The sequence below is a fragment of the Corynebacterium frankenforstense genome, from assembly GCF_030211955.1.
Taxonomy (GTDB): Bacteria; Actinomycetota; Actinomycetes; order Mycobacteriales; family Mycobacteriaceae; genus Corynebacterium; species Corynebacterium frankenforstense_A.
The window spans coordinates 20463-44244 of the sequence record NZ_JASODI010000010.1; the positions used below are offsets into that span (position 1 = coordinate 20463).

27 protein-coding genes and 1 tRNA gene are annotated in these 23782 nt (G+C 71.3%); 13 read left to right on the forward strand and 15 right to left on the reverse strand.

Features of this window, described 5'->3' with window-relative positions; genetic code table 11:
• Nucleotides 1–7: 7 nt before the first annotated feature.
• Nucleotides 8–1255 carry a M18 family aminopeptidase gene (locus QP119_RS06505; protein WP_284774631.1) on the reverse strand — a complete coding sequence of 416 codons (1248 nt, stop codon included), beginning with the start codon at nt 1253–1255 and terminating at the stop codon, nt 8–10.
• Nucleotides 1256–1309: 54 nt separating this feature from the next.
• Between QP119_RS06505 and QP119_RS06510 the strand changes: the two genes are divergently transcribed.
• The 4 genes from QP119_RS06510 to QP119_RS06525 all read left to right on the forward strand — a co-directional run bounded on the left by QP119_RS06510 (nt 1310) and on the right by QP119_RS06525 (nt 4157).
• Nucleotides 1310–2170 carry a RecB family exonuclease gene (locus QP119_RS06510; protein WP_284774633.1) on the forward strand — a complete coding sequence of 287 codons (861 nt, stop codon included), beginning with the start codon at nt 1310–1312 and terminating at the stop codon, nt 2168–2170.
• A gap of 163 nt (nt 2171–2333) precedes the next feature.
• Nucleotides 2334–2897: a DUF6230 family protein gene (locus tag QP119_RS06515; protein WP_284774634.1), complete on the forward strand. Its 564-nt coding sequence runs from the start codon at nt 2334–2336 to the stop codon at nt 2895–2897.
• Entirely contained in the window at nt 2884–3963 is a 1080-nt protein-coding gene (locus QP119_RS06520; RefSeq protein WP_284774636.1) for a DUF6114 domain-containing protein, read from the forward strand. The genes QP119_RS06515 and QP119_RS06520 overlap by 14 nt, the downstream gene beginning before the upstream one ends.
• 8 nt (nt 3964–3971) lie before the next feature.
• Complete coding sequence (locus tag QP119_RS06525) at nt 3972–4157, forward strand: hypothetical protein (protein WP_284774639.1); 186 nt, start codon at nt 3972–3974, stop codon at nt 4155–4157.
• Nucleotides 4158–4160: 3 nt separating this feature from the next.
• Here the strand turns inward: QP119_RS06525 and QP119_RS06530 are convergent, their stop codons facing one another.
• Nucleotides 4161–5819: a formate--tetrahydrofolate ligase gene (locus QP119_RS06530; RefSeq protein WP_284774642.1), complete on the reverse strand. Its 1659-nt coding sequence runs from the start codon at nt 5817–5819 to the stop codon at nt 4161–4163.
• Nucleotides 5820–5862: 43 nt separating this feature from the next.
• On the opposite strand from QP119_RS06530, the gene QP119_RS06535 reads away from it, so the two are divergent.
• Both QP119_RS06535 and QP119_RS06540 read left to right on the forward strand, forming a co-directional pair.
• On the forward strand, nt 5863–6255 hold the full coding sequence (locus QP119_RS06535) for a YidH family protein (RefSeq protein WP_423777767.1): 393 nt from the start codon (nt 5863–5865) through the stop codon (nt 6253–6255).
• The gene (locus QP119_RS06540) at nt 6252–6584 is read left to right on the forward strand and encodes a DUF202 domain-containing protein (protein WP_284774644.1); all 333 of its coding nucleotides are present in this window, start codon (nt 6252–6254) and stop codon (nt 6582–6584) included. The genes QP119_RS06535 and QP119_RS06540 overlap by 4 nt, the downstream gene beginning before the upstream one ends.
• A 76-nt stretch (nt 6585–6660) precedes the next feature.
• Here the strand turns inward: QP119_RS06540 and QP119_RS06545 are convergent, their stop codons facing one another.
• The 8 genes from QP119_RS06545 to QP119_RS06580 form a co-directional block, all read right to left on the reverse strand.
• On the reverse strand, nt 6661–7968 hold the full coding sequence (locus tag QP119_RS06545; protein WP_284774646.1) for an anaerobic C4-dicarboxylate transporter: 1308 nt from the start codon (nt 7966–7968) through the stop codon (nt 6661–6663).
• A 159-nt stretch (nt 7969–8127) separates the two neighbouring features.
• A complete protein-coding gene (gene aspA, locus QP119_RS06550; RefSeq protein WP_284774648.1) occupies nt 8128–9579 on the reverse strand; it encodes an aspartate ammonia-lyase in 1452 nt (483 codons plus the stop codon).
• A gap of 299 nt (nt 9580–9878) precedes the next feature.
• Nucleotides 9879–10724, reverse strand: a complete 846-nt coding sequence (gene hisG, locus QP119_RS06555) for an ATP phosphoribosyltransferase (RefSeq protein ID WP_284774651.1) — start codon at nt 10722–10724, stop codon at nt 9879–9881.
• Between the two features lie 54 nt (nt 10725–10778).
• The gene (locus QP119_RS06560; RefSeq protein ID WP_284774653.1) at nt 10779–11042 is read right to left on the reverse strand and encodes a phosphoribosyl-ATP diphosphatase; all 264 of its coding nucleotides are present in this window, start codon (nt 11040–11042) and stop codon (nt 10779–10781) included.
• Nucleotides 11043–11066: 24 nt separating this feature from the next.
• Nucleotides 11067–11774: an HAD family hydrolase gene (locus QP119_RS06565; protein WP_284774654.1), complete on the reverse strand. Its 708-nt coding sequence runs from the start codon at nt 11772–11774 to the stop codon at nt 11067–11069.
• Between the two features lie 60 nt (nt 11775–11834).
• Nucleotides 11835–12215 (reverse strand): hypothetical protein, encoded by a 381-nt coding sequence (locus tag QP119_RS06570; RefSeq protein ID WP_284774655.1) that lies wholly within the window; start codon nt 12213–12215, stop codon nt 11835–11837.
• A 23-nt stretch (nt 12216–12238) separates the two neighbouring features.
• The gene (gene mshC, locus QP119_RS06575) at nt 12239–13489 is read right to left on the reverse strand and encodes a cysteine--1-D-myo-inosityl 2-amino-2-deoxy-alpha-D-glucopyranoside ligase (protein WP_284774656.1); all 1251 of its coding nucleotides are present in this window, start codon (nt 13487–13489) and stop codon (nt 12239–12241) included.
• A 90-nt stretch (nt 13490–13579) separates the two neighbouring features.
• Nucleotides 13580–14407: an undecaprenyl-diphosphate phosphatase gene (locus tag QP119_RS06580; protein WP_284774736.1), complete on the reverse strand. Its 828-nt coding sequence runs from the start codon at nt 14405–14407 to the stop codon at nt 13580–13582.
• A 73-nt stretch (nt 14408–14480) separates the two neighbouring features.
• Here QP119_RS06580 and QP119_RS06585 point away from each other — a divergent pair, with 73 nt between their 5' ends.
• From QP119_RS06585 to QP119_RS06595, 3 genes are all read left to right on the forward strand, one after another.
• The gene (locus tag QP119_RS06585; protein ID WP_284774658.1) at nt 14481–15380 is read left to right on the forward strand and encodes an aldo/keto reductase; all 900 of its coding nucleotides are present in this window, start codon (nt 14481–14483) and stop codon (nt 15378–15380) included.
• A gap of 72 nt (nt 15381–15452) precedes the next feature.
• Nucleotides 15453–16487, forward strand: coding sequence for a YncE family protein (locus QP119_RS06590; RefSeq protein ID WP_284774659.1), 1035 nt, complete (start codon nt 15453–15455; stop codon nt 16485–16487).
• A gap of 76 nt (nt 16488–16563) precedes the next feature.
• Nucleotides 16564–17670, forward strand: coding sequence for a quinone-dependent dihydroorotate dehydrogenase (locus QP119_RS06595; RefSeq protein WP_284774661.1), 1107 nt, complete (start codon nt 16564–16566; stop codon nt 17668–17670).
• 22 nt (nt 17671–17692) lie between these two features.
• Here QP119_RS06595 and QP119_RS06600 read toward each other — a convergent pair whose 3' ends face one another.
• Nucleotides 17693–18046 carry a hypothetical protein gene (locus tag QP119_RS06600; RefSeq protein WP_284774663.1) on the reverse strand — a complete coding sequence of 118 codons (354 nt, stop codon included), beginning with the start codon at nt 18044–18046 and terminating at the stop codon, nt 17693–17695.
• 59 nt (nt 18047–18105) lie between these two features.
• The gene (locus QP119_RS06605; RefSeq protein WP_284774665.1) at nt 18106–18651 is read right to left on the reverse strand and encodes a YbhB/YbcL family Raf kinase inhibitor-like protein; all 546 of its coding nucleotides are present in this window, start codon (nt 18649–18651) and stop codon (nt 18106–18108) included.
• Between the two features lie 161 nt (nt 18652–18812).
• Here QP119_RS06605 and QP119_RS06610 point away from each other — a divergent pair.
• From QP119_RS06610 to QP119_RS06625, 4 genes are all read left to right on the forward strand, one after another.
• Nucleotides 18813–18898 (forward strand) — tRNA-Leu (locus QP119_RS06610).
• A 76-nt stretch (nt 18899–18974) separates the two neighbouring features.
• A complete protein-coding gene (locus QP119_RS06615; RefSeq protein ID WP_284774666.1) occupies nt 18975–19631 on the forward strand; it encodes a GNAT family N-acetyltransferase in 657 nt (218 codons plus the stop codon).
• Between the two features lie 4 nt (nt 19632–19635).
• Nucleotides 19636–20376: a TVP38/TMEM64 family protein gene (locus QP119_RS06620; RefSeq protein ID WP_284774667.1), complete on the forward strand. Its 741-nt coding sequence runs from the start codon at nt 19636–19638 to the stop codon at nt 20374–20376.
• Between the two features lie 65 nt (nt 20377–20441).
• Nucleotides 20442–21017, forward strand: a complete 576-nt coding sequence (locus tag QP119_RS06625) for a MarR family transcriptional regulator (RefSeq protein WP_284774668.1) — start codon at nt 20442–20444, stop codon at nt 21015–21017.
• A 78-nt stretch (nt 21018–21095) separates the two neighbouring features.
• Here QP119_RS06625 and QP119_RS06630 read toward each other — a convergent pair whose 3' ends face one another.
• Genes QP119_RS06630 through QP119_RS06640 form a run of 3 tightly spaced genes read right to left on the reverse strand, consistent with a single transcriptional unit; the run spans nt 21096 to nt 23768 of the window.
• On the reverse strand, nt 21096–22430 hold the full coding sequence (locus tag QP119_RS06630) for an SPFH domain-containing protein (RefSeq protein WP_284774669.1): 1335 nt from the start codon (nt 22428–22430) through the stop codon (nt 21096–21098).
• Between the two features lie 3 nt (nt 22431–22433).
• Nucleotides 22434–22862: an NfeD family protein gene (locus QP119_RS06635; protein WP_284774670.1), complete on the reverse strand. Its 429-nt coding sequence runs from the start codon at nt 22860–22862 to the stop codon at nt 22434–22436.
• Nucleotides 22863–22916: 54 nt separating this feature from the next.
• Complete coding sequence (locus QP119_RS06640) at nt 22917–23768, reverse strand: DUF3097 domain-containing protein (protein ID WP_284774671.1); 852 nt, start codon at nt 23766–23768, stop codon at nt 22917–22919.
• Between the last annotated feature and the right edge of the window lie 14 nt (nt 23769–23782).

Here is a 23782-nt window from a genome sequence, read left to right on the forward strand (position 1 = left end):
GTTCTCCTTAGAGGCGGTAGTAGGCGGTCAGCGCGGTGGCGAGCCCGGCCACGTCGGCCGGGTCGCACAGCTCGCGCGCCGAGTGCATGGACAGCAGCGGCACACCGACGTCGACGGTGGGCACGCCCGTGCGCGTCGCCGAGATCGGCCCGATGGTCGAGCCGCAGGGCACGGCATTGTTGCCGACGAAGTCCTGACCGCGCACCCCGGCGGCGGCCAGCGCGGCGCGCCAGCGGGCCACGGTCACGGCTGTCGAGGAGTAGCGCTGGTTGGCGTTGATCTTGGTCACCGGGCCGCGCCCGAGGATCGGCTGGTGGCCGGGATCGTGCTTCTCCGGGTAGTTCGGGTGCACCGAGTGTGCGGCGTCGGCCGAGACGCAGAAGGAGCGCTCGAGCATCGCGGCACGGGCGTCCTCGTCGGCGCCCAGCGCCCGGGCGGTGCGCCCGAGGACGCGGGTGAGCAAGGGACCTCCGGCGCCCGTCGGCGAGGCGGAGCCGACCTCCTCGTGGTCGAAGGCGGTGAAGACGAGGACGTCGCGGCCCTCGGGCACCTCACGGGAGGCGGCCGTGATGGCCTCCAGTCCGGCCCACACGCTGGTCAGGTTGTCCAGGCGCCCGGCGGCGAGTACCCCGCCGAGCTCGGCGGGTCCCTGGGCGTCCACGGTGATCAGGTCGGCGGCGACGATGTCGCCGACGCCGACCCCCGCGGCGTCGGCAAGCACGTCCTTGAACGGCCGGCCCGTGCCCTCGGGACCGAGCACCGGCTGGACGTGGCGCTGGCGGTCCGGCTCGAAGTCGTTGGAGCGGTGGAGGTGGATGGCCAGGTGCGGGATGCGCGCGACCGCGCCGGTGCGCACGAGCGCCGTCGAACCGTCGCGCAGCGCCAGGCGGCCGGCGAGCTCGAGGTCGCGGTCGAACCAGGACGGGATGATCGGCCCGCCGTAGACCTCGACGGCCAGCTGGCGCCAGCCGGCGGCGGTGAACTCGGCGTTCGGCTTGAGCACGAAGCCCGGCGAGTCGTTGTGCGCGCCGACGACACGGAAGGCCGACGCCTGCGAGGCGGAGGCCGGCACCCACCAGGCCACGGCGGCCCCGCCGGAGACGAGCACGTGGCCGCCCGGCGTGGCGTCCCAGGCCGCGCCGGGGTCCTGGCGGGTAAAGCCCGCGGCCTCGAGGCGGGAGGCGACCTCGGCGGCGGCGTGGAAGGAGCTCGGCGTGGCGCGGAGGAAGTCGATGAAGTCAGCTGCTTCGGACATGCCCCAAGTCAACCACGCCGGCGTCGCGGCGCGCCGATAGGCTTGGGGGTGATCATGACTGCCACCGATGAACCCCTGCCCGGAATACCCGCCCACCACTCGACCGGGAAGGCGCGCCCGCTGGCGCTGTCGCCCTCGCGCGCCGGGGACTACCGGCAGTGCCCGCTGCTCTACCGCTTCCGCAGCATCGACAAGCTCTACGAGCCCTCCACCGTCGCCCAGGTCAAGGGCACCCTGGTGCACGCGGTGCTCGAGCAGATGCACTCCTGGCCGCGCGAGGATCGCACCCTGCCGCCGGCGGTCAAGCGGCTCAAGCCGACGTGGGCGGAGATGTGCGAGAAGGACCCGCAGCTCGACGAGCTCGTGCCCGAGCAGGACATGCTCGGCTTCCTGGTCGAGTGCCGCGAGTTGCTCAAGGGGTACTTCCGGATGGAGAATCCGCAGGGCTTCGACGCGGACTCCACCGAGCGCTACGTACACATGGTGCTGCCCAACGGGGTGCCCGTGCGCGGGTTCATCGACCGCGTCGACGTCGCGCCGACCGGCGAGGTGCGCGTGGTCGACTACAAGACGGGCAAGAAGCCCTCGCGGCGCTTCTCCGAGCAGGCGTTCTTCCAGATGCGCTTCTACGCGCTGGTCTACTGGCGCCTCTTCGGGCGCATCCCCGACCAGCTGCGGCTGATGTACCTCAAGGTCGTCGACTCGCTGTACCTTACGCCCTCGCCGCAGGAGCTGGAGTACTTCGAACGCGACCTGGGCCGGCTGTGGGCCAGTGTGGTGGCCGACGGCGAGGCCGGGACGTTCCGGCCGCAGACCTCGAAGCTGTGCGGGTGGTGCTCCTTCCAGGACATCTGCCCCGCCTTCGGCGGCACCCCGCCGGAGTACCCGGGGTGGCCGGGCGCGGCGGAGAGCTGAGGCCGCGGCCCGGCCGGCGGCGCAGTTTTTGCGCGGCCTGTGCAGGACTTTCCCGTGACACGCGCGAATCGTCGTACATGGTGACTACAGTCACGTTATTGTTTAGCCCACCAAACTAGACACCGCCGCCTCCGCGACGGAACGACGTGACGGGAGTTTTCCAATGGGTCACATCCGTAAGCTGCGCTTCGCCGGCATCCTCGGCCTCGGCCTGCTGGCCACCGCCGGCACCGACGTCGCCATGGCGCAGGGCGGGCTCTCCGCCAACCTGGCGCTGTCCAACACCATCTTCACCCAGCAGGTCGGCGGCATCGACGGCACCGGCTTCGCCCTCTTCGTCGACTCCGACGAGATGGCCGACGGCCCCGTGGGGGTCTCGCGCCTGCGCATCGACGACGCGAAGATCTCCGACCTGTGCATGTCCGCGCCCGTCAAGGTGCCCGGCATGGGCGACCGCAAGTTCCAGATGGTCACCGAGGGCGACAACACCCAGGCCGACAACCTGGTCATCGGATCCACCGAGATCGAGGGCACGCTGACCCTGGTCAAGCCGCAGATCGGCGTGGACACCGGGCAGCTGGGCGGCCCGGCCGGATCCGGCGGCATCGCCGCCGAGAAGCTGCTGGCCAAGGACCAGACCATCCACGCCTCGTCCATCGCCGCCGACCAGCTGACCGCCGCCGGCGCGAAGATCATCATCGAGGAGGCGAACGGTGGCCGATGCTAGGCGGACCCGCACCGGACGGCTGATCCGGGAGGAGAAGCCGGCGGCTCGGGCTGAAGAGGCTGAGCCGGAGTCGGGCCTCGAGGAGGCCAACCGCGGCTTCGGCGCATGGCCCCGGCAGCGCCCGTTCACCGCGGGGCTGCTGATGATCCTCGCCGGGGTGGTCATCATGGTCCCGGCCTACCTCTCCTTCGAGGTCTCCAACATCCAGGTGCAGATCTCCTCGATGTCGGGGGTGTCCACCCTGGTCATCGGCGCGCTGCTGATCATCTGCGGGCTGATGACCTGGTTCCGCGGTGACGGTCGCATCCTGACCGGCGTCACCGCGCTGATCCTCGGCGTGGTCGCTTTGCCGGCCTCGAACTTCGGCGGGTTCATCCTGGGCACCCTGCTGGCGATCGTCGGCGGCGCGATGGCGCTGTCCTGGAGCCCCGGCGAGCGCCCCTCGAAGCGCGGCGCGGGTGCCGGGACCGGGGCGGGCGCCGCGGCGGTCGCGGCCGTGGCGGCCGTCGGACTCGTCGCGGGCTCACCCTCCCCCGCCGCACGGGCGCAGCTGCCGGCGATTCCAGAGGTGCCGGAGGTGCCGGAGGTTTTGGAGATCCCCGCGCCGCAGATCCCGGCCGTCCCCGCGCCCGAGCTGCCCGCTCCGCCGGAGGTGCCCTCCGACATCCGGGAGCTCGTGCCCGAGGTCCCCGAGATCCCCGGTGTGCCGGCCCCGCACGCGCCCGCCCCCGAAATCCCGGGTCTGGACACCGCCCCGCCGGAGCCGATCGCCGGCATGCCCCCGCTGCCGGGCACCACCTACACGGTGCGCTCGGACTCGACGCGGCTCTTAGGCGACGTCAAGCTCTCCTACGTCACCGTGGACACCGTGCAGGGCCCGCGCCCGGCGATCCGCATCGACGCCGACCGCGTCGTGCTGGACAACCTCAACGTCCGCTTCCCCGCCCAGACGGCCGGCACCACCGCCGTGTGGCAGCGCACCGGCCCCGGCCAGATCACCACGCTCAACGGCGACTTCCACATCATCGTCGCCAGCCTCGAGGTCACCCCGCAGCTGGCGGGGTGACCTCTCCGGTGCCGATCCACATCGACGCCTCCTGGGCGCCGGAGGACGTCGGCCGCGAGCTGAAGAAGATCGGCGCGGGCCTGCCGGACGCCGTCAGTGAGCAGCAGGTCATGCTCAACAACACGATGGAGACCTGCTACATCACCTCCGGCGACCTGCGCGGAGCGCCGGGCACGACGATCAGGCCCGAGTAGGCCCTAGAACAGGCCGGTGATGCGGCCGTCGGCGTCGATGTCGATGTTCTCGGCGGCCGGCTTCTTCGGCAGGCCCGGCATCGTCATCACGTCGCCGGTCAGGGCGACGACGAACCCGGCGCCGGTGCGCGGCACGAGCTCGCGCACGTGCAGGACGTGGTTGTCCGGCGCGCCGAGGGCGTGCGGGTCGTCCGAGAAGGAGTACTGCGTCTTCGAGATGCACACCGGCAGCTTGTCCCAGCCGTTGGCCTTGAGCGTGGCCAGGTCCTTCTCCGCCTTGCGGGAGTACTCGACGCGCCCGGCGTGGTAGATCAGGAAGGCCACGCGCTCGATGGCGTTCTCGACGCCGTCGGCCGGGTCGTAGATCGGGTGCGAGCCCTCGCCCAGGCTGGCGAGCACCTTCTCGGCGAGCGCCTCGCCGCCGGCGCCGCCCTTGCCCCAGACCTCGGCCTCGGCCATCTCGACGCCGAACTCGCGGGCCCAGTCGAACATCCAGGCCCGCTCGGCCTCGGTGTCCGAGGGGAAGAGGTTGAGCGCGACAACGGGCTCGACGCCGAAGTGACGGATGTTCTCCACGTGGCGCTCGAGATTGACGACGCCGCGCGCCAGCGCGTCGATGTCCTCTGCGTCCAGGTCGGCGCGCTCGACGCCGCCGTTGTACTTGAGCGAACGGATGGTGGCCACGACGACGGTGCCCGCGACGTCGAGGTCGCCGGCGCGGGACTTGATGTCGAAGAACTTCTCGGCGCCCAGGTCCGAGCCGAAGCCGGCCTCGGTGCACACGATGTCGGCGCAGTCGAGGGCGGCGCGGGTGGCGGCCAGGGTGTTGCAGCCGTGGGCGATGTTGGCGAAGGGACCGCCGTGCACGAAGGCCGGGGTGCCGCCGAGGGTCTGCACCAGGTTGGGCAGCACGGCGTCCTTGAGCAGCACGGTCAGCGCGCCGGCCGCACCGAGGTCGCCGGCGGTGACCGGCGCGCCGTCGTAGGTGTAGCCGACGGTGATCGCGGCGAGGCGTTCCTTGAGGTCCGCCAGGCCGTCGGCCAGGCCGATCACGGCCATGATCTCGCTGGCCGCGGTGATGGTGAAGCTGGTCTCGGCGGGCACGCCGTGGGCGCGGCCGCCCAGGCCGGTGACCACGCCGCGCAGGGTGCGGTCGTTGACGTCGATGCAGCGCTGCCAGGTGACCTGGCGCGGGTCGATGTTGAGGCGGTTGCCCTGGTGGATGTGGTTGTCCACCAGCGCGGCCAGGGTGTTGGTGGCCGCGGAGATGGCGTGGAAGTCGCCGGTGAAGTGCAGGTTGATGTCCGCCATCGGAACGATCTGCGAGTAGCCGCCGCCGCAGGCGCCGCCCTTGATGCCCATCACGGGGCCCTGGGAAGGCTCGCGCAGGGCCGCCGCCGCGCGGTGGCCGAGGCGGGCCAGGGCGTCGGTCAGGCCGATCAGCACGGTCGACTTACCCTCGCCGGCCGGGGTCGGCGAGATGCCGGTGACCAGCACGAGCTTGCCCTTCTTGCCGCGGTCCGGAAGCTTGGTGGGGTCCACCTTCGCCTTGTCGGTGCCGTAGGGGTGCAGGGCCTCGGCCGGGATGGCCAGCTTCGCGGCGATGTCCTGGATCGGCTCGAGGGTGTGGTCTTGGGCGATGTCAACGTCGGTGAGTGCCATGTGTGCCAGGTTACTCAACGCCCCCGGGGCTACCATTGTCGGTGTGACCGATCAGGACTCCAGTAACGGAACTCACACCCGCTCGTGGCTGGCTCGCGTGGCGCTCCCCCACGGCGACGAGCCGGACCCCCGCTTCACGCTGGCCAACGAGCGCACCTTCCTGGCGTGGACGCGCACCTCGCTGGCCTTCCTGGCCGGCGGCGTGGCCCTGGGCGCCTTCGAGCTCGAGGGCCTGCCGCGCGAGGTGCGCGTGGCCCTGGCCGTCTTCGTCATCGCCGTGGGACTCGTCATCTCGCTGGGCGCGGCCGTGCGCTGGCTGCGCGTGGAGCGCGCCATGCGCGAGCACCGTCCCCTGCCGGTGCCGGCGATCGTGCCCGTGCTCTCGGCGGCGGCGGTGATCGCCTGCGCCGTGGCCGCCGGGATGTTCCTCGCGTGAGCGGCGCCCCCGCGGTCCACGGCGACCCCGGCCTGCAGCCGGAGCGCACGAGCCTGTCCTGGTCGCGCACCGTGCTCGCGATGCTGACGGCCTCCGCGGTGCTCCTGCGCTGGATACCGCTCTACGGCCCGGCGGTCTTCGCGCTCTACGCCGTGCTGCTGACGGTGGCCGGCACGATCCTGGCCCGGCAGCGCTCCCGCTACCGGCGCGAGGCGACGGGGCTCGCCGCCGGGCGGGTCTCGGCCAACGTCGGCGGTGTGGCGCTGATGGCGCTGGCGATGGGCGTGCTCGGCGTCGGCGGCATCGTGCTCGTGCTCGTCGACGCGTGAGGCGCGCGGTCCGGGACACGGCAACGGGCCCCGACCGGGAAAGGTCGGGGCCCGTTGAGCCTGAGGCGGTGGAGTCCTAGATGAGGACCGAGCCGAAGGCGTAGCAGAGCAGCACCGAGATGATGATCTGCAGGGTGCCCGGCACCAGGAACGGGTGGTTGAAGACCCACTTGCCGATCTGGGTGGAGCCGGTGTCGTCCATCTCGACCGCGGCGAGCAGCGTCGGGTAGGTCGGGAGGATGAACAGGGCGGAGACGGCCGGGAACGCGGCGACGGCGGTCAGCGGGCTGACGCCGATGGCCAGGGCGGCCGGCATGAGGGCCTTCGCCGTGGCGGCCTGCGAGTACAGCAGGGCGGCGGCGAAGAACATGACCACGGCCAGCAGCCACGGAGCAGTCTCGAGCACGTCACCGGCGAAGGCCTCGATCGACTCGATGTTGTCGTTGATGATCGTGGTGCCCAGCCAGGCGACGCCGAGGACACAGACACAGGCCGACATGCCGGAGCGGAAGACCTGGGTGCCCAGGATCTCGCCGGCCGGGATCTTGGTGACCACGACGATTACGGTGGCGGCCAGTAGCATGATGGACATGATCGCCTCGTTGCGCGGCAGCGTCGGGTCCGAGATCAGGCCGACGTTGTCCGAGGTGATGGTGGCCCAGATGACCACGAGCAGGATGGCGATCAGGAAGGTCGCCACGGAGATCTTGCCCGAGCGGGTCGGCTTGTAGTCGGAGGTGACGGCAGGCGGGGAGACCAGGCCGCGCTCGAGGCGGTCCAGGTAGACCGGGTCCTGCTCCAGCGGCTTGCCCAGCTTGTTGGCCAGGATGGCCGTCGGGAAGATCGCCAGGAAGGTCGCCGGGATCAGCACGGCCAGCAGGGACAGGTAGCCCACGCCGAGCGGCTCCAGGATGGAGGCCATGAAGACCACGGCCGCGGAGATCGGCGAGGCCACGATGGCCATCTGCGAGGCCGGGACGGCCACGGACAGCGGACGCGAGGGGCGGATCTTGCCCTCCTTGGCCACCTCGACGATGACCGGGAGGGTGGAGAACGCGGTGTGCCCGGTGCCGGCGCACAGCGTCATCAGGTAGGTGACGATCGGCGCCCAGACGGTGATCTGCTTGGGGTTACGGCGCAGGAACTTCTCGGCCCAGTGGACCAGCAGGTCCAGGCCGCCGGCGCGCTGCATCGCGGAGATGGCCGCGATGACACACATGATGATGCCGATGACGTCGAACGGGATGGCGTCGAACTCCACCGGAACGCCGGTCAGGCCGAGCAGCAGCACACCTGCGCCGCCGGCGAAGCCGATCGCGATGGATCCGAGCCGGGCGCCGAGCACGATGGCGCCGAGGACAATGAGGATCTGAAGGATGATCACTTGCGGTTACTTTCTTGCGGCCCCGGGCGCTTATCGCCCGGGACGGGAGACGGGGACCGCTTCGCCTCGGCGCCAGAGAAACTCATTCGCGCAGGCGACAAGCCGCCACCCGGCCAGAGCCGGGGGCGGTGCAGCGGTCACTGGGGATGGTACTTGGACCTAGTCCTCGTCGTAGACCTTGCCCTGGTACTTCGGGTTCATCAGGTTCTCCTTCGAGAGGACCTTGTTCATGGTCTCCTCGTCGATGAGCCCCTTCTCCAGGACCAGTTCACGCACGGAGCGACCGGTCTCGGCGGCCTCCTTGCCCACGACATCGCCGTTGTGGTGGCCGATGAAGGGGTTCAGGTAGGTGATGATGCCGATGGAGTTGTCCACGTAGGCCTGGCAGACGTCCTCGTTGGCGGTGATGCCGGTGACGCACTTCTCACGCAGGGTGTCTGCGGCGTTGGTCAGCGTCAGCAGCGACTCGAACATGGCCTGGCCGATGGCCGGCTCCATGACGTTGAGCTGCAGCTGGCCGGCCTCGGCGGCCCAGGTGACGGTGATGTCGTTGCCGAAGACGCGGAAGCAGACCTGGTTGACGACCTCGGGGATGACCGGGTTGACCTTGGCCGGCATGATCGACGAGCCGGCGGCACGCTCGGGCAGGTTGATCTCGTTGAGGCCGGCGCGCGGGCCCGAGGAGAGCAGACGCAGGTCGTTGCAGATCTTGGAGAGCTTCATGGCGGCGCGCTTGATGGCGCCGTGGGCCAGCACGTAGGCGCCGTTGTCGCTGGTGGCCTCGATGAGGTCCTCGGCGGAGACGACGTTCAGGCCGGTGTTCTCGGCCAGCGCCTTGGTGACCTCCTCGCGGAAGCCCTCCGGGGTGTTCAAGCCGGTGCCGATGGCGGTCGCGCCGAGGTTAACCTCGAGCAGCTTCTCCGCGGCGGTCTCCAGGATGGCGCGCTCCTCGGACAGGTTGATCGCGAACCCGTGGAACTCGGCGCCCAGGGTCATCGGGACGGCGTCCTGCAGCTGGGTGCGGCCCATCTTGAGCACGTGGGCGAACTCCTCGCCCTTGGCGCGGAAGGCGTCGCACAGCTTGTCGTAGGCCTCGATGAGGTTCTGCATCTCGGCGTAGACGCCGAGGCGGAAGCCGGTCGGGTAGGCGTCGTTGGTGGACTGCGCCATATTGACGTCGTCGTTCGGGTTCAGGGCCTCGTAGTCGCCCTTCTCCTTGCCCAGGTGCTCGAGGGCCAGGTTGGCGACGACCTCGTTGGTGTTCATGTTCAGCGAGGTGCCGGCGCCGCCCTGGAAGACGTCGATCGGGAACTGATCCATGCAGCGACCCTCGTTGAGGATCTGGTCACAGGCCCAGACGATGGCGAAGGCCTTCTCCTTCGGCAGCACGTGCAGGCGGTGGTTGGCCATGGCGGTGGCCTTCTTCACCTCGACCATGCCGCGGATGAAGGAGGGCACGTCGTTGATGGTCTTGCCGGAGATCTTGTAGTTGTCGATCGCGCGCATCGTGTGGATGCCGTAGTACGCGTCGTTGGGGACCTCCATGGTGCCGAGGAGGTCCTCCTCGACGCGGACGCTGGTGTCCTTGGTTGTGCCGTCAGAAGAAGTCATGTGGAATTCCTTTCTGTATCGCCGCGATTCAGTGCCATCCCGGGCACGTCACCCCCTCGTGTGGGGGGCGCGGCGCTGGCCGGGATGTTGCCTCCCACCATACAGAACTGAAAATTACCTGTTATCCTGCAGTTTTAAGTACTGATAGGTGTTGCGTATAGGTCGGAATCCAATGAGACGTATGGCGAGCCTAAGAAGTCCAGTTCAACGAACGATTACCCCCGAATGAGGCAGGAGAAAGGTGCGCATCCAGTTGTGAAAAGAATTAACTGCACGCGCCCCGGTGACGCGGGTTGCACTCAGATCCGGGCGATCCGTAGGTCGCTGGCGAGGATCGCCTCGGCGCCGACGGCCTGCAGGCGGTCCATGACGTTGTTGGCCTCCTGGCGCGGGATCATCGCGCGCACGGCCACCCAGTTCTCGCGGGTCAGCGGCGATATCGTCGGGCCGGTCAGCCCCGGGGTGATCTCCGAGGAGGCCTCGAGGTTCTCGCGGGCGATGTTGTAGTCGAGCATGACGTAGTTGTGCGCGTTGAGGATGCCCTGGAAGCGACGCAGGATGACCTGGTGTTCCTCGGTCAGCTCGGCGTCGGCGCGGGCGACCACGACGGCCTCGGAGTCGCAGAGCACCTCGCCGAAGGGCTCGAGGCCCTGCTTGCGCAGCGTGCGCCCGGTCGAGACGACGTCGGCGATGGCGTCGGCCACGCCGAGGCGGATGGCGATCTCCACCGCGCCGTCGAGCCGGATGACCTCGGCGGTGAGCCCGCGCTCGGCCAGGTCGGCGCGCACGAGGTTCGGGTACGAGGTCGCGATGCGCTTGCCGTCGAGTTTCTCGGGGGTCCAGTCCTCCCCCGCCGGGGCGGCGTAGCGGAAGGTGGAGTTGCCGAAGCCGAGCGACATGACCTCACGGACGTCGGCGCGCGAGTCGCGGGCCAGGTCTCGGCCGGTGATGCCCAGGTCGAGGTGACCGGCGGCGACGTAGATGGCGATGTCCTTGGGGCGCAGGAAGAAAAACTCCACCCCGTTGTCCTTGTCGACGACGTTGAGGGCCTTGGTGTCGCCGCGGCCGGAGTAGCCGGCCTCCTTGAGGATGCTGCTGGCAACCTCGGAGAGCGAGCCCTTGTTGGGGATGGCGATCTTGAGCATGACGGTTTCAGTGACTCCTGGGGGTTGGTGCGTGGGGCGGGGTCGGCGTGCGGCTCAGAGGTAGCGGTAGATGTCCTCGGGCTTGAGCCCGCGGGCCACCATGATCACCTGCGACCAGTAGACGAGCTGGGAGATCTCTTCCGCCAGCTCCTCGTCGGACTGGTACTCGGCGGCCAGCCAGACCTCGCCGGCTTCCTCGTTGACCTTCTTGCCCAGGAAATGCATCCCCTTGTCGAGGGCCTCCACGGTCCCCGAGCCCTCCGGGCGGTTCTTGGCACGGTCAGCGAGTTCAGCAAACAGAGAGTCGAAGTTCTTCACGGCTTCATTATGGCACGCGCCGCGCTACACCCCCGACAGTCGGTCGAACCACACCCCCACCCGGTGGGCGTCGACCCCCACAAAACTGCGCTCGCCGTTGAGCTCGCCGAGGTCCGCCGCCCCCGGCTGCGGGGCCTGCCCCGGGACCTCCGGCAGCCCGATGACCACGCAGCCGGCCTCGAGCGCGCCGGACATCCCGGCGAGCGAATCCTCGAAGACGACGCAGTCCGCGGGGCTGACACCCGTGCGCCGGGCGGCCTCGAGGAACATGTCGGGGGCCGGCTTGTAGCGGGCGACCTGGTCGCCGGTGACGGCGTCGGCGAAGAAGTCCCGGCCCACCGCGTCGATGGCGATGTCGGCGAGCGGACGCACGGTGTTCGTGGTGACCACGGCGGGCACCCCCGCAGACCCCAGATCACCGAGCAGGTCGCGCACGCCGGGCTTCGGCTCGAGTCGCTCGCGGAAGAGATCGGCCACGCGGGCGAGCATCTCCTCGCGCAGCCGGTCGGCGGTCGCCTCGTCGACGGTGACCCCGGCGTGCTCGGCGCAGATGCGCAGCGTGTTCGGGAAGGACCCGCCGATGGTCGCCTGCCGCAGCTCGGGGGTGAGCCGGCGGCCCAGCTTCTCGCTGAGCTCGAAGGTGGCGATCCCCCACAGCGGCTCCGAGTCCACCATGGTGCCGTCCATGTCGAAGAAGACCGCCGCGGGCGTACGCCCCGAAGAAGCCGCCATGAGTCTAAGTGCCACCTTTCCGCAGGATGTGTCCGGAAGGGGCAGCCTACCAGGCGGGACTCACTCGAGGACGGGCAGCGCCGCGAGCGTCTCGTCGGTCGCGCCGGTGGTGGCGGCGGCGTCGGTGATCAGCTCGTTGAGCTCGTCGAACTCCTCGGGCTCGAGCACGGCGTCGGCGTGCTTGGAGTTGAACTGGGTCAGCTCCTCGAGGGTGCGGGCGACCACGGGTTCGAGCAGGTCGGCCTCGGGGTCGTCGGGCACCCGGTCCAGGCGGTCGAGGAAGTCCTCGAGGATCCCGCGCAGCTCGCCGAGCGCGGAGGCGTCGTAGGGCGCCTCCCAGCTGTCCGTCTCACCCTCGCGCAGGTAGGCGCCGGTGGCGAAGGTCTCCAGGTCACTGATGTACTCGTCGATGCGGGGCTGGAAGTCAGCGCGGATGCTCATGGCGCCATTGTCACCGATTACGCCTAGACGTGCACGCCGAGCAGGGCGTGCACGGCCTCGGCGACCGTCTCCCCCGCCGCGCCGCGCGGGGCACCGTCGTGCTTGACGACGTCGCGTGCCCACCCGTCCAGCGCCGCGAGCGCGCCCGGGGTGTCCAGGTCGTCGGAGAGGCGCTCGCGCAGCTCCGCGACGACTGCCTCGGCGGCCTCCGGGTCCTGGGCGGCGTCCGCGGCGGCGCGCCAGGCGGCCAGGCGCTCCTCGGCCTCGGCCAGCACGGCGTCGGACCAGTCGCGGTCCTGGCGGTAGTGGCCGGCGAAGACGCCGAGGCGGATGGCCGAGGGCTCGTGGCCGGCGGCGACGAGGTCGGCGACGAAGACGAGGTTGCCCAGGGACTTCGACATCTTGGTGCCGTCGAGGGCGATCATGCCGCAGTGCACGTAGTGGCCGGCCATGCGCGCGACGTCGAGACCCGCCTCCGCGTGGGCGGCGGAGTACTCGTGGTGCGGGAAGGCCAGGTCGCTGCCGCCGCCCTGGATGGCGAAGCTGGAGCCGAGCCGGTCGGTGGCGATCGCCGAGCACTCGACGTGCCAGCCGGGTCGGCCCGGGCCGAAGGGCGAGTCCCAGGCGGGCTCGCCCTCGCGGTGGGCGCGCCAGATCAGGGCGTCGAGCGGGTCGCGCTTGCCCGGGCGGTCCGGGTCGCCGCCGCGCTCGGCGAAGGCGGCGGTCATCTCCTCGTGGGTGTAGTTGGACTCGTAGCCGAAGTTCTCGGTGGCGTCGACGCGTGCGTAGACGTCCGGGTGCTCCGGGTCGTCGACGACGTAGGCCGCCCCCTTGTCCAGCAGCTTCTGCACGAGCACGACGATCTCGTCGACGGCCTCCATCGCGCCGATGAAGTCCTGCGGCGGGAAGACCTCGAGGGCGGTCATGTCGCCGCGGAACTTGTCGATCTGCCCGTCGCCGAGCTCGCGCCAGTCCACGCCGTCGCGCAAGGCGCGCTCGAAGAGCGGGTCGTCTACGTCGGTGACGTTCTGGACGTAGCGGACCTCGTGGCCGTTGTCGAGCAGCACCCGGTGGGCCAGGTCGAAGGCGAGGTAGGTCGCCGCGTGGCCGAGGTGGGTCGAGTCGTAGGGGGTGATGCCGCAGACGTAGAGGCCGACCGGGCCGGACGCCGGGATCTCGACGGGCTTGACCGCCTGGTCGGCGGTGTCGAAGAGCTTCAGCGGCACGGCGGTGCCGGCGGCGCGGGTGAGTTCGGGGCGGGGCCAGGATTGCATGGTCCACACTCTAACCGTCCGCCGCGACGCGGCGGCGGACAGGCGGGCCCACCCGGGCCGGGGCCCGCCCGAAACGGCCTGGACCGGTTTCTAGACCGGCTGGAGGACGCCGGTGGCCAGCAGCAGCATGACGATCAGGCCGGCGGGGATGCGGTAGGCGGCGAACCAGGCGAAGGAGTGGTTGGAGACGAACTTCAGCAGCCACGCGATGCAGACGTAGCCGAGCGCGAAGCAGATGACGGTGCCGACGGCCAGCTGCGTGCCGGTGGCGGCCTGGCCGGCCTGCGGATCGAAGGCGTCCGGCAGCGAGAACAGTCCGGAGGCGAGGACAGCGGGGACGGCCAGCAGGAAGGAGAACCGGGTGGCCACCTCGCGGTCGAGGCCCAGGAAGAGGCCGCCGGAGATGGTGCCGCCGGAGCGCGAGACGCCTGGGATCAGCGAGAGGCACTGCCACAGACCCATCACGACCGCGTCCTTCATGGTCAGCTCGTCGAAGCCGCGGGTCTTCCTGCCCTGGCGCTCGGCGAGGATGAACACGAAGGAGAAGAGCACGAGCACGGTGGCGGTGATCCACAGGTTGCGCAGGTTCTCGCGGATGATGTCCTTGCCCAGGAAGCCGATGAGGCCGACCGGGATGGTGCCGGCGACGACCATCCAGCCCATGCGGTAGTCCAGGCCGCGGGCCCCACGGTCGCGCAGGCCGCGGAACCAGCCGGTGAGGATGCGCCAGATGTCGCGGGCGAAGAAGACCAGCACGGCGGCCTCGGTGCCCAGCTGCACCACGGCGGTGAAGGAGGCGCCGGCGTCCTGGCCCCAGAACAGCTCGGAGACGATGCGCAGGTGGCCGGATGAGCTCACCGGCAGGAACTCCGTGAGTCCCTGCACGATGGAGAGCACGATCACCTGGGCCCAGCTCATGGCCTCCGGGGCGCCGGAGGCGAGCGTCGTCACGTCATTCACGGGCAACACCCTACCCACTAGGGTGGGGCGGGTGGAATCTCGCACCGTGGGCCGCTCCGGGCTGCGCGTCGGGGCCCTCGGACTGGGCACCGAGGCCTGGGGCACGGCCACCCACTCCGATGACGCCCGGGCCATCGCCCGGGTCTTCCTCGACGCCGGCGGCAGCCTCGTCGACACCTCGCCGGCCTACGGCGTCGGCCGCGCCGAGGAGGTGCTCGCCCGCGTCCTGGCCGACCTGCCGCGCGAGGAGCTCGTCCTCTCCTCGGCCGCTGGTGTCGACCCGACCGCCCCGGTGGGCCGCCGCGTGGACTGTTCGCGGCGCAGCCTGCTCGCCCAGCTGGACCGCACCCTGACCCGCCTGGGCACCGACCACCTGGACCTGTGGTCGGTGGGCTACTTCGACCGCCAGACCCCGATGAGCGAGGTCACCGACACCCTCGCCGCGGCCGTCGCCTCCGGCAAGGTCCGCTACGCCGGGGTGCGCGACCACACCGGCTGGCAGCTCGCCTGCACGGCCGGCGTCGCGGGACCGGGCGGCGTCGTCGCCGCGCAGGCCGAGTACTCACTGCTGGTGCGCCAGCCCGAGGAGGACCTGGCCCCGGCGGCCGGCTACCTCGGCGTGGGGCTCCTGGCCCGCGCGCCGCTGGGCCACGGGGTGCTCGCGGGGCTCTCCCGCGGCGAGCTGCCCGCCGAGGCGCACCCGCTGCTGGGTGCACGGGCCCGGACCATCGTCGACGCGCTGCGCACCGCCGCCGAGGGCCTGGGCGTCGACCCGGCCGTGGCCGCGCTGGCCTGGGTGCGCGACCGGCCGGGGGTGGCCGCCGCGGTGACGGGCCCCTCCGACCCCGCCCAGGCCCGCGTCGCCTTCGCCGCCGACGGGGTGCGACTGCCCGCGGCGATCACCCGCGCGCTCGACGACGTCTCCGCGTGAGCGACGTCTCGGCCTGACCAGCGGCGACCGGCGGGGCGGGACCGCCCGGTCGCACTGCTAGGCTGGCTGTCTGTGAGAAAGCGCGCCATCGGCCTCCCCCTCCTCACCGCCGCACTGCTGACGCTGACCGCATGCGGCGGGACGGACGGTCAGGACGGCACCGAAGAGAACATGGGCAACGCCCGCCCGGCGGTCTCCGACTCCGCCGGAGACGCACCCGACGGTGAGACGTTCGAGGCTCCGACGGGCCTCGGCGAGATCTCCCAGGCGGTCACCGACGGCGAGGTCGTCGGTCTGCGCGGGAGGGACGCGGTCGCATTCGGCACCGTCGCCCAGCTGCGCGACGGAAAGGCCGAGGTCGTCGAGACCGACCCCGCCTGCGGCACCCTGACCCAGGGCGCGGGCACATTCGTCCTCGCCTGTGGCTCCGAGGTCCTCCTCTTCGACCCCGCGGATCCGGCCGAGCCCGAGCGCCGCGACGTGGAAGGCGACGCCACCCGCGCCGCGCTCGTGGCCTCCGGGGAGCTGTTCACCGCCAACGCGGACGAGCCCGAGATCGTCATGACCCGCCCGGACCGCTCGACCGAGCGCATCGAGGTCGAGGACCCGGCCACCGAGCTGGTCTCCGTGCCCGGCCGCGACGGCGAGCGCGACGCCGTGGTGCGCACCTTCAACCCGGACACCACGATCCAGGACGTGGACTGGACCAACGACCCGCCGCGCCAGGGCGGCCGGCTGCGCGTCGGCCTCGGCGTGGGCACCGTCGCCCCCGGCGAGGACGACTTCCTGCTCGCCGCCGACGCCACCGGCGGCCAGCTGGCGGTCTACACCACCGACGACGTCATCCGCCTGCACCAGACCGTCCCGGTCGACGGCGAGCCCTGGGCCGTCGCCTGGGACCCGCACGCGAAGCGCGCCTGGGTCTCCTCGCCCGGCGACCGCGGCCTGCGCGCCTTCGACCTCTCCTCCGGCAGCCCCGAGCAGACCACGCAGCTGCGCGCGGTGCCCGACGCGCAGAGCATCGTCGTGCTTGACGACGGCACGCTGGTCGCCGTCTCCGCCACTGGTTCCGGTGTGCAGGTCGTCGCCGACGCCGCCGGCGCCTGAGCCCGGGCGCCCCGGCAGCCGGGGCGCCCCCTCCGTCCTTTCCATTCCTTCCCTACCGAACCCGGGAGAATCCACCGTGACCCTCGATCTCCGTCACCGCGCCTACGCCGCCGCCCTGAAGGTGATGTTCCAGATCCCACCGGAGCGCATCCACGGCATCATCATGTCCGCCCTGCGCGTCATGCAGAAGGCCGGCCCGGTGCGCACGGCCGTCTCGAAGATCTTCCCGGTGCGCGAGCCGATCCTCTCCCAGGACCTCTTCGGCGTGCACTTCGAGCGCCCGCTGGGCCTGGCCGCCGGTTTCGACAAGGCCGCCGAGGTCGCCGACGTCTGGGAGGCCTGCGGCTTCGGCTACGCCGAGCTGGGCACCGTGACCGCCAAGGGGCAGCCGGGCAACCCGGCCCCGCGCCTCTACCGCCTGCCGGCGGACAAGGCCCTGCTCAACCGCATGGGCTTCAACAACCCGGGCGCGGCCGCGGCGGCGGCCAACCTCAAGGCCCGCCGCGGGGCCGGCGTCATCGCCATCAACATCGGCAAGACGAAGGTCACCCCGGCAGAGGAGGCCGTCGAGGACTACCGCACCAGCGCCCACCTGCTCGGCCACCTGGCCGACTACGTGGTGGTCAACGTCTCCTCCCCCAACACTCCGGGCCTGCGCGACCTGCAGGCCGTCGAGGCGCTGCGCCCGATCCTCGCCGCCGTGCAGGAGGAGACGGACACCCCGGTGATGGTCAAGATCGCCCCGGACCTCTCCGACGAGGACGTCGACGCCGTGGCGGACCTGGCCGTGGAGCTCGGCCTGGCCGGCGTGGTGGCCACCAACACGACCATCTCGCGGGAGAACCTGAAGACCGACTCAGACGAGGTCGCGGCCATGGGCGCCGGCGGCATCTCCGGGCCGCCGCTGGCCGCCCGCGCCCTCGAGGTGCTCGAGCGCCTGCACGCCCGGCTGGCCGACAGTGACGTGGTGCTGGTGGCCTCCGGCGGCATCTTCACCGCCGAGGAGGCCTGGGCCCGCATCGCGGCGGGCGCGAGCCTGCTGCAGGGCTACACCGGCATGATCTACGGCGGCCCGGACTGGATCCGCGACATCCACCGCGGCCTGGCCGAGCAGCTGCGCCGCCAGGGCATGAACAACATCGCCGAGGCCGTCGGCTGCCGGAAGGCCTGGCTGGCCGCCTAGACACGGCCCACCTGAAGCTGCCTCAGGCGGCGAAGCTGCGCCGGATGAGCCAGGCGCACACGCCCGCCACGACCACGAGACCCAGCACCCAGTGCTGGGCGGTGGCGTAGGCGGGCTCCGGGGGCATGAAGCGGCTCGCCACGACGAGCAGCACCGCGACGATCAGGGCGATGACCTTTCCGCGGCTGCCGGGCTCGTCACGGCGGGTCGTGGCGAAGGCACCGAGCAGCGCGCCCGCCAGCAGGATCGTGAGCACGCGCGGGGTGAACTCGAAGGGGGCGCCCACGCCCCTGCCGAAGACGTCGAGGACGAGCAGCAGCAGGGCCACCAGGGCCACGCCGAGGAAGGCGCCGCCGACGCGCAGGCCGGCCGGCACGCCGCCACGATCCGGGCCGCGGCCGCCTCCTGCGGCAGCGACACCCTGTTCCCGCGCGCTCACTCGTTCTCGTGCCAGCCCCAGAGGATGGCGCGTCCGATGGCGTGGAAGTACAGGTTGAAGCCGAGCACCGTCGGGGTGGCGTCCGCGTCGACGTCCAGGTGCTCGACGTCCACGGCGTGCACGGCGAACAGGTAGCGGTGCGGGCCGTGGCCGGCCGGCGGGGCGGCACCGGCGAAGGCACGCGAGCCGCCGTCGTTGCGCAGGGCGGTCACCCCGTCGATGCCGAGGTCGTTTTTCGCACCCGCGCCGGCGGGCAGGCTGTCGGTGGACACCGGGATGTTGAAGGCGGCCCAGTGCCAGAAGCCGGCCGCCGTCGGGGCGTCCGGGTCGTAGCAGGTCACGGCCAGCGACTTGGTGCCCTCGGGCAGGCCGGACCAGGACAGCTGCGGCGAGACGTTCTCGGCGGCCGTCTGCGCGGCCGGCAGCTGCGCGCCGTCATCGAAGTCCTCGGAGGTCAGCTCGAAGCCCGGAAGGTCCTTCAGGGGCGCGTACGGGTCCGGGCCGGGGAAACGGGGGTCTGTGGCGTAGTCGTGGTTGCTCATGTACCCGTTTGTACCTAAACATGCGCCGCCGCGGGGGCGTTTTCGCCCACGTGGGGGCGACGGGACGTCGGAAAGCGGCGTGAGCTGGCAATTTGTTCCGCGAACCGGGTTCGGGTTAAGGTGATCCCCGTTGCGCGCCGCGATGCGGCGACGACCACCCTGCCCGGGTGGCGGAATGGCAGACGCGCTAGCTTGAGGTGCTAGTGTCCTATTAACGGACGTGGGGGTTCAAGTCCCCCTCCGGGCACGATCTGATCCCGGGTCACCGTCACACGGTGGCCCGGGATCACGCGTATGCGCGGCGGGATCTAGAATCGACGGTCGTGACTGTATCCGTGAGAAGCTACCGAGCAACCGACCACGACGACGCGATCAAGATCCTCGTCGACGCCTTCGAGGACGACCCGTCCTTCCGCCGCGTGACTCCCCTGGCCCGCGGGCTGGGCCACCGCGAGACGCTCGCGCGGATGCTCTCCGCCCAGATCAGGCGCCACTACATCCCGCACGGCCGCATCGACGTCGCCGTCGACGGCGAAACCGACGACGCCACCCCGCTCGGCGTCGCCCTGTGGAGCACCCCCGACGACGGGCCGGGGCCGGTGGAGAAGATCTCCGCGCTCAAGGACTGGGTCTCCCTCTTCGGCCGCCACGCCGCCACCGCCGTGCTGCGCGACCGCCAGGAATCCTCCTTCGAGCCGCGGTTCGCGCACTGGTACCTCTACACCCTGGCCGTCTCCCCGACCGCGCAGCGCCGCGGCGTGGGCACCGCGCTGCTCAACCACGGCCTGGAGCGCGCCGGCAACGACGCGGTCTACCTCGAGGCGAGCACCCCGCACGCCGCCAACCTCTACGAGCGCCTCGGCTTCGTGCCCATGGGCCGACTGCCCAAGCACGGCGAGGGTGTCCACGAGATGGGCATGTGGCGCCCGCCGGTGATCAAGGCCCCGAAGCCGGGCCGTGGCCCGGCCGCGGAGGGGTGATGGGATGGCCGGACTCGGCCGCTGGGTGCGCAGCTTCCTCGGCTTCGTGCTCGGCCTCGTCGCCGACGCCTGGCGCACGGTGCTGGGCTGGCCGGTGCACCGCAAGGTGCTCGTGGCCGCCGCGCTCGGCGCGTTCATCGTGCTGACGCTGACCGTGGACCTGCCCAGCCTGGCCACCCTGCGGGCGTGGTCGGACTCAGCCGGCGACTGGTTCGTCGTCGCCTTCTGGCTGCTCTACGTGGCGGTCACGCAGCTGCCCGTGCCGCGCACCTTCCTGACTCTGGCCTCGGGCATCCTCTTCGGACCCTGGACCGGGGCGCTGGTGGCCGTGACCGCGACGACGGTCTCCGCGGTCGTCTCGCTCGGCGTGGTGCGCGGGCTGACCGGCGACTGGATCCGCCCGCGCCTGGATCACCCTGCGGTGGCGGGCATCAACGCCCGGCTGCGGCAGCGCGGCTGGCTGGCCGTCGGCTCGCTGCGCATGATCGCCGGCGTGCCGTTCTTCGTTCTCAACTGCGCCTGCGCGCTCTCGCCGGTGCGCGTGCTGCCCTACGCGGTGGCGACCTGCGTCGGCTCCGCGCCCGGCACCGTGGCGCTGGTCTTCTTCGGCGACACCCTGACCGGGCACGCCGACCCGGTGGTCATCGCCTTCACGGTGGCGCTGGCTCTGGTCGGGCTCGTCGGTCTCGCCGTCGATCACCGGATGCCGGTACAGTCGGGTGGCAGATCAAGGGTAGAGGCCTGACCGGCCGGTGCCGGTCCCCCGCCCTCTCCCCCTCTCTCCCCGCCTGATTTTCCGGAGGTGTCCCCGTGCTCGCCCTGCACGCCCGCTACCGCGGCCGCAGCACCCGCCGCGCCGAACTGGTGCGCCGCAGCGCCGAGGCGCTGGCCACGCTGCCCGGCGTCGGCGACTTCGAGCGGCTGGGCGTCGAGGACATCCGGGCGCGCGTGGAGACGCCCGAGAGCCTCTGCGACACGGTCATGGCGTTGCTTTCCGACGGTGAGTGGGCACTCGGCGTCGGCGTGACCGACGCCGCCCACGACGCGACCGAGGCGGCCACCGCGGCGTTGGGCAGGGCCGCCCGCCCGGGGCTGGTGCGCGCCCGGGTGCTCCCGGACGCCACCGGCACCGCCGGCGAGGACATCGCCGCGGTCTTCCTGCTGCTCGGCCAGGTGCTGGCCAAGCGCTCGCTGGAGGGCCGGGAGGCGACCTCGCTGATGCGCACGGGCATGAACCAGATCGAGGCCGCGGAGCGCCTCGGCATCACCAAGCAGGCGATCTCGCAGCGGCTGCGGGCCGCGGGCTGGCAGGCGGAGAACGCCGGCTGGCAGCTGGCGGTCAACCTCATCACGGCGGCCCAGAAGGCTGCGCCGGAAAACGACTGATAGAGAAGAGAGAACTGACCGGCGCCACGGGGCGCCGGTCAGTCGCTGTCTGGTGCGGTTCAGCGCTGCGCGGCAGCGCTAACGGTGCTCATCGGGACGGCCGTGCCGCGGTGCGGGCTGCCCCTGGGGCGTCTCCGGGCCGGTGCCCCACACGTCGTCGCTGAACTGGACTCCCTCGGCCGGCTGCTGCGTCGGGGCGGCGATGCCGCGTTCCGGGTGGGCGGCCGGCGTGGCGGTGCCACGGTCACCGGCGCTCTCGTCGCGGCGGCGGGCCGGGGTGGCCTTGGGGGCCTTCTCCTCGCCGGCGAGCGGTATCCCCGGGTCGACGGGCTTGTTGGCCACGGCGTTGGCGGCGGCCACGGCGGCGGCGATCTCCGGGTCGGACTCGGTGGAGAACCACTCGTTGGTGTCGCCCTCCTCGGCCATTTCGCGGGTCTCCGCGTCGACGTCGGCCGGCTCGTAGCGGAAGACGCCGTCGTCGTCCTTGTTGCTGAAGGCCTTGGCGAACTGCTCGAGGGTGTCGCCGAACTGGGCCGGGATCATCCACATCGTGGAGGCCTGGCCCTCGGCCATCTTCGGCAGCTTCTCCAGGTACTGGTAGGCCAGCACCTCGGGCGTCGGCTTCGAGGCGCGGATGGCCGCGTTGACCTTCTGGATCGCGCGGGCCTCACCCTGGGCCTCGAGGTAGCGGGCGGCGCGGCGGCCCTCGGCGAGCAGGATCTCGGACTGGCGCTCGGCCTCGGCGGCCAGGATCGCGGCGTGCTTCTCGCCCTCCGCGGCGAGGATGCGGGCCTGCTTCTCGCCCTCGGCGGTCTTGATGTCGGCCTCGCGCTGACCCTCGGCGGTGAGGATCGTCGCGCGCTTCTCGCGGTCGGCCTTCATCTGCTTCTCCATCGACTGCTGGATGGAGGGCGGCGGGTCGATGGCCTTCAGCTCGACGCGGGAGATGCGCAGGCCCCACTTGGTGGTGGCCGCGTCCAGCTCGCCGCGCAGGCGGCGGTTGATGACCTCGCGGGAGGTCAGGGTCTCCTCCAGGGTCATGCCGCCGACGACGTCGCGCAGCGTGGCCACGGAGATCTGCTCGACGCCGACGATGTAGTTGTCCACGCCGTAGATGGCGCGGGCCGGCTCGTTGATCTGGAACGTGACCACGATGTCGATGGCCACGGTCAGGTTGTCCTCGGTGATGACGGCCTGCGGCGGGAAGGACACCACGCGCTCACGCGTGTCCACCCGGGCGCGGACCCGGTCGATGAAGGGGACGAGCAGCGTGATGCCGCCCGAGACGGTGCGGGTGTACCGGCCGAGCCGCTCGATGACCGCCGCCTCGCCCTGGGGGATCAGGGCGATGGACTTGAAGACGACGAGAGCGACGAAGACCAGGATCACCAGCAGGACGATCAGGCCTGCCATGGGTCAGGGCTCCTTCCAGACGACGGCGGTGGCGCCGTCGATGCGAACGACGGTGACGGAGTCCCCCGCGCCGAAGGTCACGGACGGGTCCATCGAGCGCGCCGACCAGATCGAGCCGTCGAGGCGGACCTGTCCGGTGTGGGCGTCGGTGGGCTCGAGCACCTCGGCCGACTGCCCGACGAGGGCGCGCGGCGAGGTGTCCAGGGCGAGGGGCTTCTGCATCTTCCGTCGCAGCCAGGGGCGAAGGAAGACGATGAGACCGATCGAGACGACGGCGAACACCAGCACGTTGGCCCACTCGGGCACGCCGGCCAGCGACGTCCCGGTCGCGGCCAGGGCGCCCGCGGCGAGCATGAGGAAGGTGAACTCCCCGGCGGCGAGCTCGAGGCCCGCGAGCACCAGGGCGCCGATGAACCAGACGATCGTTCCCATGGGCCCCAAGGTACCGCAGGCCCGCGGCCTCCGGGAGCCCTGACGCACGGGTTTTCAGCCGGCGGCGTCCGCCTTGCTCAGCGAGGGGTCGGTGACGAAGTCGACGAGGCGCTCGACGGCCCCGATCAGCGAGGAGTCGAGGTCGCGGAAGTTGTGCACGGCCGCGTACACCCGGCTCCAGCCCTCCTTGGGGTCGGACCAGCCGAGGCGCTCGCACACGCCGGTCTTCCAGTCCTCGCCGTAGGGCACCTCCGGCCAGGCGCGGATGCCGACGCTGGCGGGCTTGACGGCGGCCCAGATGTCGATGAACGGGTGGCCGGTGACCAGCACGTGCTCGCCCACGCCCTCGACCAGGCGGGACTCCTTGGAGCCCTTGACCAGGTGGTCAGCGAGCACGCCGACGCGGCGGCCGGGGCCGGGGCGGAACTCGGCGAGGCGCTCGGGAAGGTTGTCCAGGCCCTCCAGGTACTCCACGACCACGCCCTCGACGCGCAGGTCGTGGCCCCAGACCTTCTCGACGATCGCGGCGTCGTGGATGCCCTCGACCCAGATGCGCGAGGGCGCGGCGACCTTGGCCTGAACGTCGCGCACCCGCCGGGAGCCGGAGTTGGAGTGCGTGGGCGGGGCGGGCGCGGCGGCGACGTCGCGCACGAGGGTAACGCGGCGGCCCTGGTGCAGGAAGCCGCCCGGGCGCAGCCGGAAGACGCGCGTGGTGCCGTAGCGGTCCTCGAGGCGGACCAGCTCGCCCTCGACGGCGCGCTCGGTGCCGATGACGGCACCGACGAAGTTCTGCCCGAAGACCTCGACGACGGTGCCCTGCTTGGCGGGCAGCTCCGGGTAGGTCGCGGGGCGGTTGCGCGCGTGGCCGGAGAGGATGTCCCCGGCGTAGGGGTCGTGGAAGCTCATGGCCCCACAGCCTA